Below are 15,267 nucleotides of genomic sequence, written 5' to 3'. Positions count from 1 at the left end.
CGGCCGAGGGGACCTCTAGCATGCCCCCATGCAGCGTTCGCACGGACTCGACGTCCTCGATGTGGTCTTCGCGGGTGTGCTCAGCCTGGTCGCGCTCGCCGTGATCGCGCGCTCCGCTGTGCTGCTGATCGCGGAGCCTCCGCAGAGCTGGGCGTACGTCGTCGCCTTCGGCGTGGCCGTGGCGCTGACCGCCTCCTTCCGCATCGAGCTGGGGCGTCGCTCGGGGATGCCGCTCTCGGGCGTCGGCGTCGCTCTCGTGGTGATCGTCTCCCCCGACGCCGACCCTCTGCGGGTCCTCGGGATCTGGACGGCTGCGACGCTCCTCGTCCAGCTCGTGAAGACGCGCAACGCGGCGGTCGCCGGCTACATCACGGGGCTCGGCTCCCTCGCGACGTTCGCGTATCTCGTCCTCTACGACGCTCTGCGCGGGGTGGTGTGGGTTCCCGTGGCGCTCCTCCTCGCGACGGCCGCGTTCCTGGCCTTCGTGCTGGCCGTCGACTTCGTGCGCCAGCGGGGGCGCTGGGGCCTCGACGGGGAGGTGGGGACCGGCGCGCTCGTCCCGCGCCGTGTGGCCGCTCTGTTCCTCCTGCTGTGGCTCTTCGCCACCGCGCTGTGGTTCCTCGACAGCGCCGTCGTGCCGGCGATGGCGGCGACTCCGGGGCTCGAGCAGAGCCCGATGCTCGTGCTGGTCGCGGGCGCCCTCGTGTTCAGTGTCGCGAAGCGGATCGAGGTGCGGCGCGTGCGGCGCCGGCTGGCGGGTGTGCTCGACGCAGCGCTCGAGCTGCCCTGGGGAGGCGTCTCGGAGGCGGAGCGGGCGCTGGTCGCGCACGCGCGCACCTCCATCGCCGCCGACGTGCTCGAGGTGCGCGACGAGCCGGCCTCGGGCAACGAGATCGGCTCGGCGCTGCTGCTGCCGGGTGGCAGGAGCCGCTACCTCGTCGCCTCCCAGCGGATGAGCGCCGTGCCGTTCGACACCGAGGACGAGCAGATCCTCGACGCGCTCGCGCACATGGGCACCGACACCCTGAGCGCGCGCGACGATGTGGAGTCGCTGCGCCGCTACGTCGACCGTGACGCCTTGACGGGACTGCCCAACCGGAGGGCGTTCCAGTCGGCGCTCGCCGTCGCCAACCGCGACCGGCGTCCGTTCGAGGGGATCGCGGTGCTGTTCCTCGACCTCGACGACTTCAAGGACCTCAACGACGGTCGCGGACACCACGTCGGCGACAAGATGCTGCGCATGGTCGGTAGGCGTCTCGGCGAGGCGGTCGACGCGGACGGCGGGTTCGCGGCGCGAGTGGGCGGTGACGAGTTCGTCGTGATCCTGCGCGGTCTGCGCTCGGCCGACGACGCCCGACGGCGCGCCCAACTGCTCGTCGAGATGATCAGTGCGCCCGAGACCGTCGAGGGCGACACCCTCGCTCCGGTGGTGAGCGTGGGAGTCGCGTTCTCGGCGCACGAGGAGGCGGACCCGTCGACGATCGTGATCGAGGCCGATCGCAGCATGCTCGCGCTCAAGCGGACGAGGAGCCGCTCCGGGCGCGAGCGGGCGAGCGCTCTCGACGTCACCTCCGTCGTCCGGGACCCGCTTCGGGCGGCCGCCGCCCGGGCGGTGCGCGAGGAGTCGCTCGATGTCGCGTTCCAGCCCGTGGTCGAGCTCTCGTCCGGCCGGATCTGGGCCTTCGAGGCGCTCGTACGCCTCGAAGACCCGGCGCTCGGCTCCATCGACCCTCCCGCCCTCGTGTCGGCGGTGCGCGAGCTCGGCCTGCTCGACGAGCTCACGATGCAGGTCGTCGAGAAGGCGATGCACGCCGCGGTGAGCTTCCGTGCCTGGGTGCCGGGCATCGACTGCATGGCCGTCAACGTCGACCTCGAGCAGCTCGCGGTCGAGCGGCTGGGCGGCTACTTCGCCGGACTCCCGGAGCGGTTCCCGGAGATCCGCGTGTGCGTCGAGCTCAACGAGCGCTCCGTCGACGAGGCCGACGACTCGCTCCGCGATCAGGCTCAGCGCCTGCGCGACGCCGGTCTGCTGATCGCTCTCGACGACTACGGCGCGAAAGGCACCTCGGTCGCGGCCGTCGCCACTTTTCCGCTCGACATCCTCAAGCTCGATCGCACGCTCCTCGCCGACCTCGCGACGGAGCAGCGCAAGCAAGAGATCGTGCGAGCGCTCCAGGGTTTCGCGGTCGCGGTCGGCATCCGCGTGATCGTCGAAGGAGCAGAGGACGACGCCACCGTGGCGATTCTCGGCGAGCTGGGCGTGACCGATGTCCAGGGATACCTGTTCGGTCGTCCTGACACTCGAACGGGGGCGGAACACCGATTGCACACCACCGGATCGTCCGCGATCGCCTCCTTAGACTGAGCTGAGAACGGGCTCCGCTGCGTACCGCTCGCCCGGCCTCGCCGAGGGAGCGGCGACCGTTCGGTTCTTGGTCTTCGAGCCCGGCATCGTCCCGGCGCTCCCGTTCGCCGATCGGAGCATCGCCTGATGCACTCCTCCCTCCTCCGTCCGTTCAGCGCCGCCGTCACCGGAGTGCTGTGCCTCGGCCTCGCCCTCGCCTCGGCGCAGGGAGCGGCAGCCGCCGACGTCATCGACCCGGCGACCGGTGCGGTCGTGCAGGCCGCGACGAGCGACGCCTCCCTCACCGTCACCGCCGGCGCGTCGATCCGCTACCTCACCCTCCCCATCGCCGCCGGGACCACGCCGACGCGAGTGCTCGCCTCGGTCCGCGCCGATGCCGCCCTCGCGGGCTCGCTCTCCGTCGTCGTCTCGGGGCGCACCGTGCTGAGCGCTGAGGGCACCGCCACGACTCTCGACATCCCGGTGCAGGCCGGAGACGTCGTCGATGGAGTCCTCGCGCTCGGCTTCCAGCTCACCGGCGGCACCACCGGCACCGGCGCGCTCTGCGAGGTCGCCGGCCGCTCGCTCACCCTCTCGAGCTTTGGCGTGATCGGCGAGGGCTCGCCCACCCCTCCGACCACCGTGGGCGACTTCTTCGCCGACGCCGTCACCGCCGTGTCGATCGTCGTGCCCGACGGCGCCGACGATGCGCTGCGGGCCGCGGGATTGGCGGCCACCGCCTCGCTCGCCTCGCGCTACCCCTCCGGCGTCGACCTCGCCGTGAGCGAGCAGAGCGCGACCGAGGGCCGCCCCGCGCTCGACGCGGCGACCGGTCGCATCGTCCGGTTCGAGACGGGCGACGGCGATGTCGTCACGTCGATCAGTGACGACGGAGGCGTGCCGGTCCTCACCCTCACCGGAGCGGAGGCGGGCCTCGCTCCCGCCGGCGCCGCGCTCGGCAGCGAATACGCGGGCCTGGCCTCGAGCGCCACCACCACCGGTCTCTCGCAGAAGGTGATCCCCTCGAGCTCGCTCGAGCACTCGCTGGCCGACTTCGGCGCCGATCGGATCGCGCTCTCGAGCACCGGTTCGTCCGCCAGCTTCACCACCATCACCCAGTCGGCCTTCGGCGGCCCCGTCTCGTCGGTCGCGCTGCACCTCCTCGGCACACACTCGGCCGTCCCGCAGGGCATCACCGCGACCGCGAACGTCTACTGGAACGATTTCCTGATCGGCTCGACCGTGCTCGGCACGGACACCGCCGTCGACCTCGAACTCTCGGTGCCCACGGGACAACTCGCCTCCTCGAACGGACTCTCGGTGCGCCTCTCGGCGGTGCGGGCGAGCGACGGCCTGTGCATCGGCTCGGCCGACTCTGTGCCGATCGAGTTCTTCGTCGACGGAGGCTCCTCCCGCGTCACGGGCGTGCGCGGCGAGTCGGCCGCACCCGGCTTCGGGCGCTTCCCGCAGGCGTTCGGAGGCGAGCTGCTCGTCGCCTTCGGCTCCTCGGCGACGGGCGCCGACGCGCTGCGCAGCGCGGGCGAGCTGATTGCGGCGCTGCAGCGGGTCGACTCCCACCCCCTCGCGGTCTCGGTCGTGGGCCTCGATGACTTCATCGGCTCGGACCGCTCGGGCCTGGTCGTCGGCGCCGGCGAGAACGAGGCGGAGGCCCTGCGCACCCCGCTGCGCCTCGCCCCGTTCACCGCGATCGACTCCTCCCGCCTCGACTACGGGGTCGGCACGCAAGCGCCCTACGCGGCCCTCGAAGCCTTCTCGACCGATGGCCGCGACCTCGTGCTGCTCGGCGGGTGGAGCCCCGATCAGGGCGCGACCGACTCGTCCGCCCTTCAGGCGTCGATCGCCCGCTACGCAGGCCGAGAAGGATGGACGGTGCTCTCGGGGAACCTCGCGGTCAGCGGTTCCGCCGCCAAGGATCCGGTGCAGATCGACAGCAACGAGATCACCCCCCAGGCACAGGTGAAGGACGACTACTCCTCCCAGGCGATCTGGTTCGTGGTCGCCGTCGTGGTGATCGGGGGGCTCATCCTGCTCGGCGCGCTGGCACGACGGAGGCGTTCGCGCCGGGTGGCCGCGTACGTCGACGCCCAGGAGCGCGCCGCCGCCGAAGAGCCAGGCGCGGACCCCGCGGCCGACGCGGACCCCGCGGCCGACGCCGACCAGCCGCCGACCTCCCCCTCCCCCGACACCCCGCGATGACCGCCGCGCTCGCCGCGCCGCCGCGCCGCGCCTCCACCACCTCCCGCCGTCGCTGGTGGCGGCGTGCGTGGGAGGCGCTCGGAGAGCCGGTGACCGGCCGCCAGGTTCCCGGCACGGTGGTCGTGCTCGTCCTGGCGCTGACAGTGGGCTTCGTCGCCTGCCTGGTGACCACCTCCTCCGGCATCAACCTCGCCTACGCCGACACGCAGAGCCACCTCTCGATCTCGCGGCGCATCGTCGACTCGAAGGCCCCAGGGTTCAGCCAGCTCGGCACGGTGTGGCTGCCCGTCCCGAGCCTCGTGCTCATCCCGTTCGCCCAGTCGCTCTGGCTCTGGCACACCGGCTGGGCCGCGGGGCTGCTCGGGATGATCTGTCTCGCCGGCACCGCGTGCGGCGTCTACCGGATCTCGGCGCGCGTGGGGCACCTCCGCGCGGGCCGGATCACCGCGGTGCTGCTCGTGCTGGCGAATCCGGGCGTGCTGTACGCGTTCACGACCGCGATGACGGAGCCGGTGCTCATCGTCACGATGGTCGCTTGCTTCGCGGGGCTGGCGCACTGGATCACCAGCCGTCGCTCGCTCAGCGCCGGCGAGATGATGGTGTTCTCGGGGCTTCCTGCCGCCGCCGCGACCCTCTCACGCTATGAGGGCTGGGTTCTCGTGGTCGGCGGGACCCTGGTCGTCCTGATCGTGGCGTGGCGGCGCAAACGCTCGATCGTCTACGCGGTCAAGATGGCCGCGGCGTTCGGGATCCTCCCGCTGATCGCCATCCTCTGGTGGCTCGTCTACAACTACGCCGTCTACGCCAACCCGCTCGAGTTCATGAACGGGCAGTACTCGGCCGCCAACCTGCAGAAGGCGGTGGCCGATGCGGGGCTGCTCGCCTACCAGGGCAACGCGGGGCTGACGCTCTGGTCGTACAACTGGGCCGTGCTCGAGACCTCGGGACTGCTCACCGTGGCTCTCGGGATCGGCGGCGCCCTCGTGCTCGCGTGGCGTCGTGGCATCTCCGACGACGCCCTCGTGATCTGGCTCATGATCGTCTCCTACGCGTTCTCGCTGCTCAGCCTCTACCTCGGCCAGACCCACATGAACAACGACCACACCCTGCCCACGAACTGGTGGAACAACCGCTACGCGCTCTCGGTGCTGCCGTTCTTGGCGGTGCTCGCGGCGGTGCTGGTCGACGCCTTGCGGCGCATCCCACGCTGGGGAGTCGCCGCTCTCGGCATGGTCGTGGCGCTGCTCGCCGCTCAGACGGCCTGGTGGGCGCAGGACCTCAACCGCAACGCCGTGATCGCTGAGGCCACGGGCTATGTCGCGCTCAAGGAGGCGTCGGGCGCCACGGCCGCCGCCCGCTTCCTCCACGACCACTACGACGGAGGCGGCATCCTCATCGACGAGAGCGCCGCCGGCAACGCCCTGCTCCCCGAGATCGGCATCCCGCTGGCCGAGTACGACAACCGCTCGGCCGGCGAGCTCTTCGATGAGGCCCTCGCCGCGCCCTACACGCACGACAAGTGGGTGTTCGTGACGACCGCCGACGCCCCCGAGCTCAGCGAGACGGGAGTCGCCGACCTGGTCTACGACGCGATCACGCGCGACTCCTCCTTCGACACGCGCTACCGCCCGGTGTTCCGCCAGGGTCTCTACGTCATCTACGAGCGGCTCGGAGGCTGAGCATGGGCACCACCCGAACGGCGCGCGTCGGCGAGATCCTCCTCGACCGCGGCCTCGTCACGCAGGAGCAGCTCGACACGGCCCTCGCTCGCCAGGCGCGCGAGGGCGGCCTGCTCGGTCGGCACCTCATCATCGACCAGGCTGTCACCCGCCGCGAGATGTATGCGGCGCTCGCCGAACAGTGGGACGCCCCGATGCTCGATCTCGTCGAGGAGCCGCCTGCCGCCGAGCTGCTCGCCCGGATCGGCGCCGAAACCCTCATCGGCGCGGGCTGGGTGCCCTGGCGCGTGCTGCCCGACGGCACCGGGGTGATCGCCACCTCCGTGCCCCCGACGGAGGAGATGCTCGCCGAGGCCCGCGCCCTCCTCGACGTCACAGTGGTCGGCGTGCGCACCACGACCGACTGGGACATCTACCAGGCCGTCGAGAACGCCTGCCGCGCGGCGCTGCTGTTCGGGGCCGCCGACTCCCTCGCCGTCGGGAGCGGCGACGAATCGGCGAAGTCGGGCCTTCGGCGGTGGCAGGTGGTCACTCCGCTCGTCGTGGCGGCGATCGTGATCGTGGGGGCCGTGCTCGCCCCCAGCATCACGTTCGTGATCGTGCTCGCTGCCGCGAACCTCCTGTTCTTGATGAACATCGCCTTCAAGGCGCTCGCCGGGCTGCGTGCCCCACTCAACCAGAGCTCGGTGCGTGCGTGGGAGGAGGAGGTGTCGATCGAGCGCGGCCGGCGCGGCCTGCCCGTGGTGCCTCCCCGCATGGGCGACGAGGAGCTGCCCGTCTACACGATCCTCATCCCCGCCTACAAAGAGGCGAACATCATCAGCAAGCTGCTGGTGAACATCGGCGCCCTCGACTATCCGCAGGCCAAGCTCGAGGTGCTCGTGCTGCTCGAGGCGGACGACGACGAGACCATCTCGGCGGTGCGGAGGATGAACCCGCCCGAGTATGTGCGCATGGTCATCGTGCCGCCCGGCGGCCCGCAGACCAAGCCTCGTGCGTGCAATTACGGCCTCAGCTTCGCCCGCGGCGAATTCGTGGTGATCTACGACGCCGAGGACCGCCCCGACCCCGACCAGCTCCGCATGTGCGTGCGGCTGTTCCGCGCCGACGCCTTCGAGCGCGAGCACGTGGATCCGTCGCAGAAGCAGCTCGTCTGCCTCCAGGGCGCGCTGAGCTACTTCAACGCCGACTACAACGTGCTCACCCGGATGTTCGCGGTCGAGTACGCGCACTGGTTCGGCGCGATGCTGCCTGGCCTCGACCAGTCGCACCTCCCCATCCCGCTCGGCGGCACCTCGAACCACTTCGACACGAGGGTGTTGCGGGAGCTGGGCGCGTGGGACCCGTACAACGTCACCGAGGACGCCGATCTGGGCCTGCGGGTCGCCGCTCACGGCTACCGCGTCGGCGTCGTCAACTCGAACACCTGGGAGGAGGCGTGCGCGGAGGTTCCCGCGTGGATCCGTCAGCGCACCCGCTGGATCAAGGGCTACATGATGACCGCGGGGGTGAACACGCGGCACCCGATCCGCTGGTTCCGGGTCAACGGGATCCTGGGTTCGCTGAGCCTCGTGGCGCTCATCATGGGCACGCCGGTGGCGTTCCTCCTCTACCCGCTCGTGCTGGGCTTCACGATCGTCACCTACATCGGGGTGCAATTCATCGGGCTCGACATCCCGGAGTGGCTCATCATCGCGGGCACCACGAACATGCTGTTCTCGAATGCCCTGATGATCGTGGTGTCGGGAATCGCGGCGTGGAAGCGCTACAACTGGCGCATCGCCGCCTTCGCGCTCCTGAACCCGGTGTACTGGGTGCTGCACTCGATCGCGGCATGGCGCGCGGCCTGGCAGATCGTCTTCAGCCCGCACAAATGGGAGAAGACGCCGCACGGGCTCACCGAGGAGTACGAGTCCACGATCGGCGCGCCCGCATAAAGGGCGCGCTGTGGCGCGTCGCACCTCCTTGTCGGCGTACCGCGCTCGGCGGCGATGACCCGGTCGACGCGTCGACCAAAGCACCCAGCCGCGCCATCGTGACTCCCGACGTCGGGTGGGTCTCTGCGATCGTCGGCCGGCGTCTGCAGTCCGACGCAGTTCTTCGACGACGCGCACTGGATGGGCGAGGAGATCGCGGAGAGCTCCCTGAGTACAGTGGAAGGCACTTATGGGGTCGCCGGGCGGCGACGTGAGCCGTGGAGGGGGAGTCGGATGATTGTCGAGCGTGCGCTGGAGGGACAAGTGCGAGGAACGCGGGGACCGCGATTCGTGATGATCGGAGCAGCCTCGCTGCTCTGCGTGGGCCTCGCCGGCTGCACATCGGCGGGCGACGACTCCGGCAGCGGGTCGAGCGCTCCGGGGGCGACCACCGCCTCGACCGCTCCCACCGCGTCCGAGGCGCCCAGCGCCTCCGCAGGGGCGGCCGGCTACGACGCGTACTGTGATGCCACTCGCGCGTCTGCCGCCGCGAAGAGCGGCTCGGTCGCCGACGACATCACCGCGACGCAGGCGCAGGCCGCTGCGACCCGCGCGCTTCTCCCGCTGTCCGGAGCCCCCAGCGAGGTGGCGGCGGGTGCGGAGGCGTTCGCCGACAGCGCCGACGCGACGGTCGAGGTGCTCCAGCAGTTCCCGTCGGACAGCGCCGTCGCCGAGGTCGGGAGCGACCCGCGGTTCGCCTCCGTCGCCCAGGAGGCGGCCACCGACCCGAACTACATCGCCTTCGTCGGCTGGACCATTCAGACCTGCAAGCTCGGCACCTCCGGCTGATCGCGGGCTCCGGCAGGTCGTTCATCCGGTGTCGCGGAGGGGTTCCCGAAGCGGGCTCGCGGATGGCACGCTCTCCCCGTGGCCCATGAACGACCGACTTCACCTCGACGACTGCGCGCCTCCAGCGCGGAGCGATGGACCGGCCGGCGGCCCACTCGGCGCGAGAGTGCCTCGGACGTGACCGTGTTGAGCCGTGTTCGCACAATCGGCAAGGCCCTTCTGGGAGCCGTCGTCGCGTTGGCCGGCGCGATAACAGCCGTCGCTGCCGCCCTTTTCATCGTGGCGCCACAGCTTGCTCCGCGCGAGAAGCTCGGCGCCGAACTCGATCGCATCGCGATCGCTCAAGGCGTGCACTACGGGGAATACGAGGGCGTGCAAGGGATCGTCCCTGCGGCCGACGAGGAGAAATCGAACCCACCGGAGCGCGGACTCGTCGTCATCGTCCACGCCAAGCTCTACGGATTCGAGGACCGGTCCTATTCGCTGGCGGTCACCGCGTACGATGCGACGACCCACATTCGCGTCCCCCTCCCGATGACTGAGGGCGACTTCTCCGCGACGTGCGACAACAAGTCACCGGCTGCCGACGAGGACGGCGTGGCGTGGCGGTGTTGGCTCATAGCGCCGCCCCGCGGCGTCGAGTACTTCTTGCGCGCGGAACTGCTCGACAGCGGTCCGACTCAAGAACTCAAGCCCGGGCCGGTGAAGGGATCGCGGGAGCTGTTGGACTTCATCGACAGCGAGGTGCTCACCTCCGCGGGTCCCGATTCCTGACTCGTCCTGCTCCTTCGCCATTGGAGCATTGTGACAAGGTCAATGCCGCTTTATCTGGATCCGATGAAGAGCATCGCTCTTCGCACTCTTCGGTGCCGGGCGCTCCGCGGGGCGCGCAGCCAGCGTCTCAGATGTTGAGGCGGTTGAAGACAGGCGCTGGGAGCAGCGTGATCACCGTCATGATGACGCGCCACTTCGCGGGGGTGTAGGCGACGGGCCTGCCGCTCGAGAGGGCCGCAGCGACGTCCTTCGCCACCGACTCCACCGACGCGAGTGAGGCGCCGGACTGCTTGAGGTGGGCGGTCATCGGAGTGTCGGTCGGTCCCGGCTTGATCAGCACGACCGAGAGCCGAGAGCCGGCGAGGCGGTGCTGGAGCCCCTGCGCGAAACGCTCGACGAGCCCCTTCGCGGAGCCGTAGACGTAGTTGGTCTTGCGGCCGCGGTCGCCGGCGACCGAGCCGATCACGCCGATGGTGCCCGAGACGAGCGCGTTCGCGTACGCCTCCATCCACAGCGCCACCGAGACTCCGGTGACCACGAGCACGTCGCGGGCGACGGCGAGGTCGGCGGACGCCTCCTCCTGGCTCGTCATCGCGCCGTGCGCGATCAGCACGGTGTCGGGTGCCCCGCCCGTCAGCGAGGAGGCGACCACGGAGGCGATCGCGGCCGGATCGGTGAGGTCGACGGCCTCGATGGCGAGATCGGCGGCGGGGTAGCGCACCCGCAGGTCGGTCGCGAGCGCCTCAAGCCGGGCGGAGTCGCGCCCGACCAGCAGCGCGGAGCGGGCTCCGGTGCCGAGCCAGAGCCGCAACGTGCGCTCGGCGATGGCCGAGGTCGCTCCGACCACGACGATCTTCGAGGGGGTTCCAGTGGTCATGTCAGCTCCCGAGTACTCGGCGCGAGAAGCCGGAGGAGATTCCCGGGTCGCGCTGGGCGGTGAAATCGGCGAGGCGCGGGTAGCCGGCCTCGAACATCTCGCGCGACATGCGCGCGTCCTTGGCGGGGTAGAGACGACCGCCGACGGCGAGCACGAGCTCGTCGAGGCGCTCGAACAGTGGGAGCGCGGCGGAGGTGCGGGGGAAGTCGAGCGCGAAGCACACGCCCGGCGCGGGGAAGCTCAACAGTCCCGGAGACTCCAGCTCGCCGAAGGACTTGAGTACCCCGAGGAACGAGCCGGTGCCCGAGGCGGCGATCGTCGCGAGCATCGAACGCGTGACCTCGAGCGCCCCCTCCCACGGCACCGTGCTCTGGTACTGGTAGAAGCCGCGCGGGCCGTACATGCCGTTCCAGCCCTCGATCGCGTCGAGCGGGTAGTAGAACTGCTCGTAGTGCTGCACCGAGCGGCCGGCGCGGCTCGCCTTCAGCCGGTAGTACGCGCGGTTGAGCAGCGGCAGCGTCGCCCGGTTGACCACCGAGAGCGGGAACTCGAACGGCACGCGTACGCTGCGCCCGCGGGTCACGTGCAGCTCGGGAGCGGCGGTCGAGTCGCCGCGCGAGTACACGCCGCGCCGGCCGCCTCCCGTGGTCACGTCGATCCACGCGACCGTGTGCTCGAAGACGTCCCTCGACTCGTCGACGAGCGCGAGGTACTGCTCGAGCGACGCGAAGGGCACGTCCTCGGTCACGAGCCACGGCCCGGGAACACGCGCGAGCGCCAGCTCGACCTCGACGATCAGGCCGGTGAGTCCGAGGCCGCCGACCGTCGCCTCGAACAGCGCGACGTTCTCGGTCGGTGTGCAGCGCGACGACGAGCCGTCGCTGCGCATGAGCGTGAACGACACCAGATGCCGTCCGAACGTGCCCGCGGAGGAGTGGTTCTTGCCGTGCACGTCGTTTGCGATCGCGCCGGCGAGCGTCACGTTCTTGGTGCCCGGGGTGACGGGCAGCATCCAGCCGCGGGGGGCGAAGACGGCCTGGATGTCCTTGAGGAGGACGCCCGGCTCGGCGCGGAGTACCCCTGTCTCCTCCTCGAACCCCAGCAGCCGGTCGAATCCGCTGAAGTCCCAGAGCGCCCCGCCGCCGTTGAGCGCGACATCCCCGTAACTGCGGCCCGCGCCGCGGGCCACGCCTCCCTCGCCGCGGGCCAGCTCGGTCTGCGCCTGCTCGGCGCTCGTGATGGCGACGACCCGGTGCCGATCATGCGAGAGCAGCCCCCACGACGAGACGGCGACGGTCATGCGGGCTCCTCTCGGGGGCCTTGGAAGGTGATGTTCTTGTCGAGGAAGTACTTGGCGGCGTAGCCGATGGCCAAGCCGATCACCGCCCCCGTGTAGCGGGCGAGGTCGGTGCCGAACAGGGCCTCGAAACCGAACTCGAAGCCCCAGAAGACGAGGGTCGTCACGCCGCTCATCACGCCGTAGAGGACGAAGGTCTTGATGCCGTGTGCTGCATTCATCGTCTCGTGCCGGAAGATGTAGCGCTTGTCGAGGACGTACTTCGTGATCACCCCCGTCAGGGTGCCGCAGAGCACGGCGATCGGGGTCGCCCAGCCGCCGCTCAGCACGAGTTCGGCGAGCATCTGGGTGCCCAGGTTGACCGCCGTTGCAAGGATCGCGAAGAAAACGTACAGGGAGGCGGTTCGCATCCGAGCCTCCCCCAGGGTGTCGATCGCTGGAACGGCGCGGATCCGGCACGTTCCCCCTGATTGTAGGTTGGCCCCGCGACACCGTGACCTAACCGATCGGCCGCCCCGCCGGCCCTGTTCTCCAAAGGGGGAGACGCCGTGAATACCGCTCGCGCGCTGATCGCCGCCATGCGTCCCCGACAGTGGCTGAAGAACGTCCTCGTGCTCGCCGCTCCCGTTGCCTCGGCCCGCATCGTCGAACCGCCGATTCTCCTCGCCAGCCTCCTCGCGGTGGTCGCGTTCAGCCTCGCCTCCTCGGGTGGATACCTGCTCAACGACCTCCTCGACATCGAGTCCGATCGCCTGCACCCGACGAAGCGCTTCCGGGCCATCGCCTCGGGCGACCTGCCCCTGCGCGTCGCGTGGGTCGCCTCCCTCGTGCTGATGGTCGTGCCGATGCTCGTGACCTTCCTCGCCGGATACACGTGGTTCGCGCTCACGCTCGCCGCGTACCTCGTGATGCAGGTCTCGTACTGCATCTGGCTCAAGCACGAGCCGGTGCTCGACATCCTGATCGTGGCCGGCGGATTCGTGCTGCGCGCGATCTCCGGCGCGGCGGTCGCGGACATCCCGCTGACGCAGTGGTTCCTGCTCGCCGTCTCGTCGGGCTCGCTGTTCATGGTGGCCGGCAAGCGCTACTCCGAGAAGCTGGAGAGCGAGGGGCGCGAGGACAGCCACACCCGGACGACTCTCGCGGTGTATACGCCGGGATACCTGCGCTTCGTCTGGTCCGTCGCGGCGTCGCTGACGATGATCTCCTATGCGCTGTGGGCGCTGTTCATCAACGGCGAGAACTCGCTGCTGTCGATGGCCTCGGTGCTGCCGTTCGGCGCTGCGCTGTTCCTGTATGCGCTCGACATCGAGCGGGGGCGGGCGTCGACTCCCGAGGACATCGTGCTCGGGAACGTGCGACTTCTGGTGTGCGGCGGTCTGTGGGCGGCGCTGTTCATCGTCGCGATCCTGACGCGGACGACGGGCTGAGCCGGCTCCGTCGTGAGCCAGCGCGCCGAGGGGCCCTGTCCTGCGACATGGTCGCTGACAGGCCCCCTCGGCCGGTATCGCGCGTCACCTGCGGTGGAGCACCCTGACCAGCCCGATCAGCAGGGCGACGGTGCCGAGGGCGGCGATCGCGATCGCGGCGAACCCCGCGGGCTGGAGCGAGAGCGCGCCATCGACGACGATGCGCCGAAGCCCCGGGTCGGTGGCGATCAGCAGCAGGAGGATCGCGACGGCGACCTGGACCAGCCCCCAGATGATGGCGCCCCAGCGGACCCGGGGACGTTCTGTAGTCGTGGTCGGTGTGGTCATCGTCCTGCCTCCGTGCTGATCGGCGTCTCGGCGGTGGAGCGCGTCGTGCGGACGTCCGCGCCCCGCGGGGTGGAGTCGGTCGTCGTGTCGGCTCCGCTGGTGTCGTAGACGCCGATCGACCCGTGTCCCTGAGCGACCCGCACCACGAAGGGCTCGGCATCGGGAGTGCCGAAAGTCTGAGACCAGCTCGTGGAGTCGCGACTGTAGACAACGCCCTGCGGCTCCTCCGCGACATCGCCGTTCGGTGTGTGCCTGATGACCCAGATAGAGCCGTTCGCCATCGTCGACTCGACGCGAACGGCGGCACCCTTTTGCGCCGTGATGGTGATGTGGCCCCCTCCCTGCCAGACGTCGAGGGAACCGCCCTGCTTCGGATTGACCGTGATCTGCAGAGTGCCCGCGAGCATCGCGTAGTTGCCGGGGGAGGCGCTCGAGAGCGTCGACGAGCCGCCCGGGGGCAGCAGCTGACGGTCGGGCGGCAGCAGCGAAGCGGTCGATGCTGTCAGCACCGTCACCACCGAGACCGCGATGAGCAGGATCGCGCGTCGGCGGAGGACCCCGGCGGCGACGATCGCGACGGCGAGCACGAGTGTCGCAACGCTGAAACCGACGACGACCGAGGTCGATCCCGAGGCGGTGAGCGAGACAAGGGCACCGGCGAGAGCGGAGGCCCCCAGCGCGAGTAGGGTCGCGCCCGCTCGGAGCCGAGGGTTCGCCTCGCGGCGGAGGCGCCGGCGCTCGAGACGGGCCGCAGTGATCGCGTGGGCCCGCGCACGCGCCTCCTCAGCTCGCGCCTGCGCTGTCGCGCGTGCGGTAGCGATCTCCTGGGCGCGGAACGCCTCCCGCTCGGCCTTCCATGTCTCCTGACGCTCCCGCCACACGGTGAGCTCTTCGGGGGAGGTCGGCCGCAACTCGGTCGGGCGCTGCGGGGGGAGGAGGGGCGCTGCGCTCGACGGCGTTCCGCCCGAGGCGGCATCGGTCGCGGGGCTCTGGCCGGGCGGAGGAGTGCGCTCGGCCCGACCCGCTCGGCGGGCGATCCAGACCACGAACACGACGATGAGGCCCAGCACGACCGCCGTCCACAGGGCCCGGCCAGTGGCGGGGACCCAGGGCGCCGCCCCGGTGAAGGCGCCACCGAGCGACCAGAACCCCTGCGCGACGGGAAGCATCGACGCGAGCACCAGCACGCCGATGCCGGCGTGCACGCGGTCCAGGCGCCTCCTGAGGAGTTGTTCGATCGGAAGGATGCCCTCGTCGTCGGGCAGCAGCAGCCATGCGGCGGCGTAGAAGAGGAACGCCGGGCCGCCGAGCACAGCGACCACCACGAAGACGCCGCGGACGATGAGCGGATCGATGCCCAGACGCTCGGCGACGCCTGCGCAGACGCCACCGATCCACCCGGGCCGGCGCGACAGGTCGAGCGACCGGAGCCAGAGCAGGAAGCGGTTCTCGGGCGCGGCGGCCCGGTTGGGGTCGGCGGGGCCGGTGTCGCTCGGGTCCGGTGTCGAAGGCCCTGGGTCGGCTGCCTCGGGCGTGCTCGTTGCTGTCATGGTGAGA

Annotated in this window: 12 protein-coding genes; 7 read left to right on the top strand and 5 right to left on the bottom strand. The window is 70.5% G+C overall.

The genetic code is table 11. The features are described 5' to 3' along the window. Window positions 1-28 precede the first annotated feature (28 nt). The 6 genes from ITJ45_RS00540 to ITJ45_RS00515 all read left to right on the top strand — a co-directional run bounded on the left by ITJ45_RS00540 (window position 29) and on the right by ITJ45_RS00515 (window position 9,779). On the top strand, window positions 29-2,365 hold the full coding sequence (locus ITJ45_RS00540) for an EAL domain-containing protein (RefSeq protein ID WP_194606903.1): 2,337 nt from the start codon (window positions 29-31) through the stop codon (window positions 2,363-2,365). A 126-nt stretch (window positions 2,366-2,491) separates the two neighbouring features. Next, complete coding sequence (locus ITJ45_RS00535) at window positions 2,492-4,561, top strand: hypothetical protein (protein ID WP_194606902.1); 2,070 nt, start codon at window positions 2,492-2,494, stop codon at window positions 4,559-4,561. Then, window positions 4,558-6,240, top strand: a complete 1,683-nt coding sequence (locus ITJ45_RS00530; protein WP_194606901.1) for an ArnT family glycosyltransferase — start codon at window positions 4,558-4,560, stop codon at window positions 6,238-6,240. Before ITJ45_RS00535 ends, ITJ45_RS00530 begins: the two co-directional genes overlap by 4 nt. 2 nt (window positions 6,241-6,242) lie before the next feature. Then, the gene (locus tag ITJ45_RS00525) at window positions 6,243-8,177 is read left to right on the top strand and encodes a glycosyltransferase (RefSeq protein WP_194606900.1); all 1,935 of its coding nucleotides are present in this window, start codon (window positions 6,243-6,245) and stop codon (window positions 8,175-8,177) included. A 273-nt stretch (window positions 8,178-8,450) separates the two neighbouring features. Then, a complete protein-coding gene (locus ITJ45_RS00520; RefSeq protein WP_194606899.1) occupies window positions 8,451-9,005 on the top strand; it encodes a hypothetical protein in 555 nt (184 codons plus the stop codon). 177 nt (window positions 9,006-9,182) lie between these two features. After that, window positions 9,183-9,779 (top strand): hypothetical protein, encoded by a 597-nt coding sequence (locus ITJ45_RS00515; protein WP_194606898.1) that lies wholly within the window; start codon window positions 9,183-9,185, stop codon window positions 9,777-9,779. A 127-nt stretch (window positions 9,780-9,906) separates the two neighbouring features. Here ITJ45_RS00515 and ITJ45_RS00510 read toward each other — a convergent pair whose 3' ends face one another. From ITJ45_RS00510 to ITJ45_RS00500, 3 genes are read right to left on the bottom strand one after another with little or no spacing between them, the layout of a single operon-like run. Then, complete coding sequence (locus tag ITJ45_RS00510; protein ID WP_194606897.1) at window positions 9,907-10,656, bottom strand: SDR family NAD(P)-dependent oxidoreductase; 750 nt, start codon at window positions 10,654-10,656, stop codon at window positions 9,907-9,909. Between the two features lies 1 nt (window position 10,657). Then, window positions 10,658-11,956: an FAD-binding oxidoreductase gene (locus tag ITJ45_RS00505; RefSeq protein WP_194606896.1), complete on the bottom strand. Its 1,299-nt coding sequence runs from the start codon at window positions 11,954-11,956 to the stop codon at window positions 10,658-10,660. Beyond that, on the bottom strand, window positions 11,953-12,363 hold the full coding sequence (locus ITJ45_RS00500) for a GtrA family protein (RefSeq protein WP_194606895.1): 411 nt from the start codon (window positions 12,361-12,363) through the stop codon (window positions 11,953-11,955). Before ITJ45_RS00500 ends, ITJ45_RS00505 begins: the two co-directional genes overlap by 4 nt. Window positions 12,364-12,501: 138 nt before the next feature. Here ITJ45_RS00500 and ITJ45_RS00495 point away from each other — a divergent pair, with 138 nt between their 5' ends. Continuing rightward, a complete protein-coding gene (locus ITJ45_RS00495) occupies window positions 12,502-13,383 on the top strand; it encodes a decaprenyl-phosphate phosphoribosyltransferase (protein WP_194606894.1) in 882 nt (293 codons plus the stop codon). An 84-nt stretch (window positions 13,384-13,467) separates the two neighbouring features. On the opposite strand, the gene ITJ45_RS00490 is transcribed toward ITJ45_RS00495, so the two are convergent. Then, on the bottom strand, window positions 13,468-13,710 hold the full coding sequence (locus tag ITJ45_RS00490; RefSeq protein ID WP_194606893.1) for a hypothetical protein: 243 nt from the start codon (window positions 13,708-13,710) through the stop codon (window positions 13,468-13,470). Further along, window positions 13,707-15,260, bottom strand: coding sequence for a PspC domain-containing protein (locus ITJ45_RS00485; protein ID WP_194606892.1), 1,554 nt, complete (start codon window positions 15,258-15,260; stop codon window positions 13,707-13,709). The genes ITJ45_RS00490 and ITJ45_RS00485 overlap by 4 nt, the downstream gene beginning before the upstream one ends. Window positions 15,261-15,267: the final 7 nt, after the last annotated feature.

It is taken from the genome of Rathayibacter sp. VKM Ac-2879 (assembly GCF_015351245.1).
Classification (GTDB): domain Bacteria; phylum Actinomycetota; class Actinomycetes; order Actinomycetales; family Microbacteriaceae; genus Rathayibacter.
Note: the sequence above shows the minus strand (reverse complement) of the source record. Positions and strands in the feature narration are given on the sequence as shown.

Bases quoted from the DNA above. Each gene is read 5' to 3' on its own strand.
- ITJ45_RS00530 (WP_194606901.1), top strand. From the start codon at position 4,558: ATGACCGCCGCGCTCGCCGCGCCGCCGCGCCGCGCCTCCACCACCTCC.
- ITJ45_RS00500 (WP_194606895.1), bottom strand. From the start codon at position 12,363: ATGCGAACCGCCTCCCTGTACGTTTTCTTCGCGATCCTTGCAACGGCG.
- ITJ45_RS00520 (WP_194606899.1), top strand. From the start codon at position 8,451: ATGATTGTCGAGCGTGCGCTGGAGGGACAAGTGCGAGGAACGCGGGGA.
- ITJ45_RS00540 (WP_194606903.1), top strand. From the start codon at position 29: ATGCAGCGTTCGCACGGACTCGACGTCCTCGATGTGGTCTTCGCGGGT.
- ITJ45_RS00490 (WP_194606893.1), bottom strand. From the start codon at position 13,710: ATGACCACACCGACCACGACTACAGAACGTCCCCGGGTCCGCTGGGGC.
- ITJ45_RS00510 (WP_194606897.1), bottom strand. From the start codon at position 10,656: ATGACCACTGGAACCCCCTCGAAGATCGTCGTGGTCGGAGCGACCTCG.
- ITJ45_RS00505 (WP_194606896.1), bottom strand. From the start codon at position 11,956: ATGACCGTCGCCGTCTCGTCGTGGGGGCTGCTCTCGCATGATCGGCAC.
- ITJ45_RS00535 (WP_194606902.1), top strand. From the start codon at position 2,492: ATGCACTCCTCCCTCCTCCGTCCGTTCAGCGCCGCCGTCACCGGAGTG.
- ITJ45_RS00485 (WP_194606892.1), bottom strand. From the start codon at position 15,260: ATGACAGCAACGAGCACGCCCGAGGCAGCCGACCCAGGGCCTTCGACA.
- ITJ45_RS00525 (WP_194606900.1), top strand. From the start codon at position 6,243: ATGGGCACCACCCGAACGGCGCGCGTCGGCGAGATCCTCCTCGACCGC.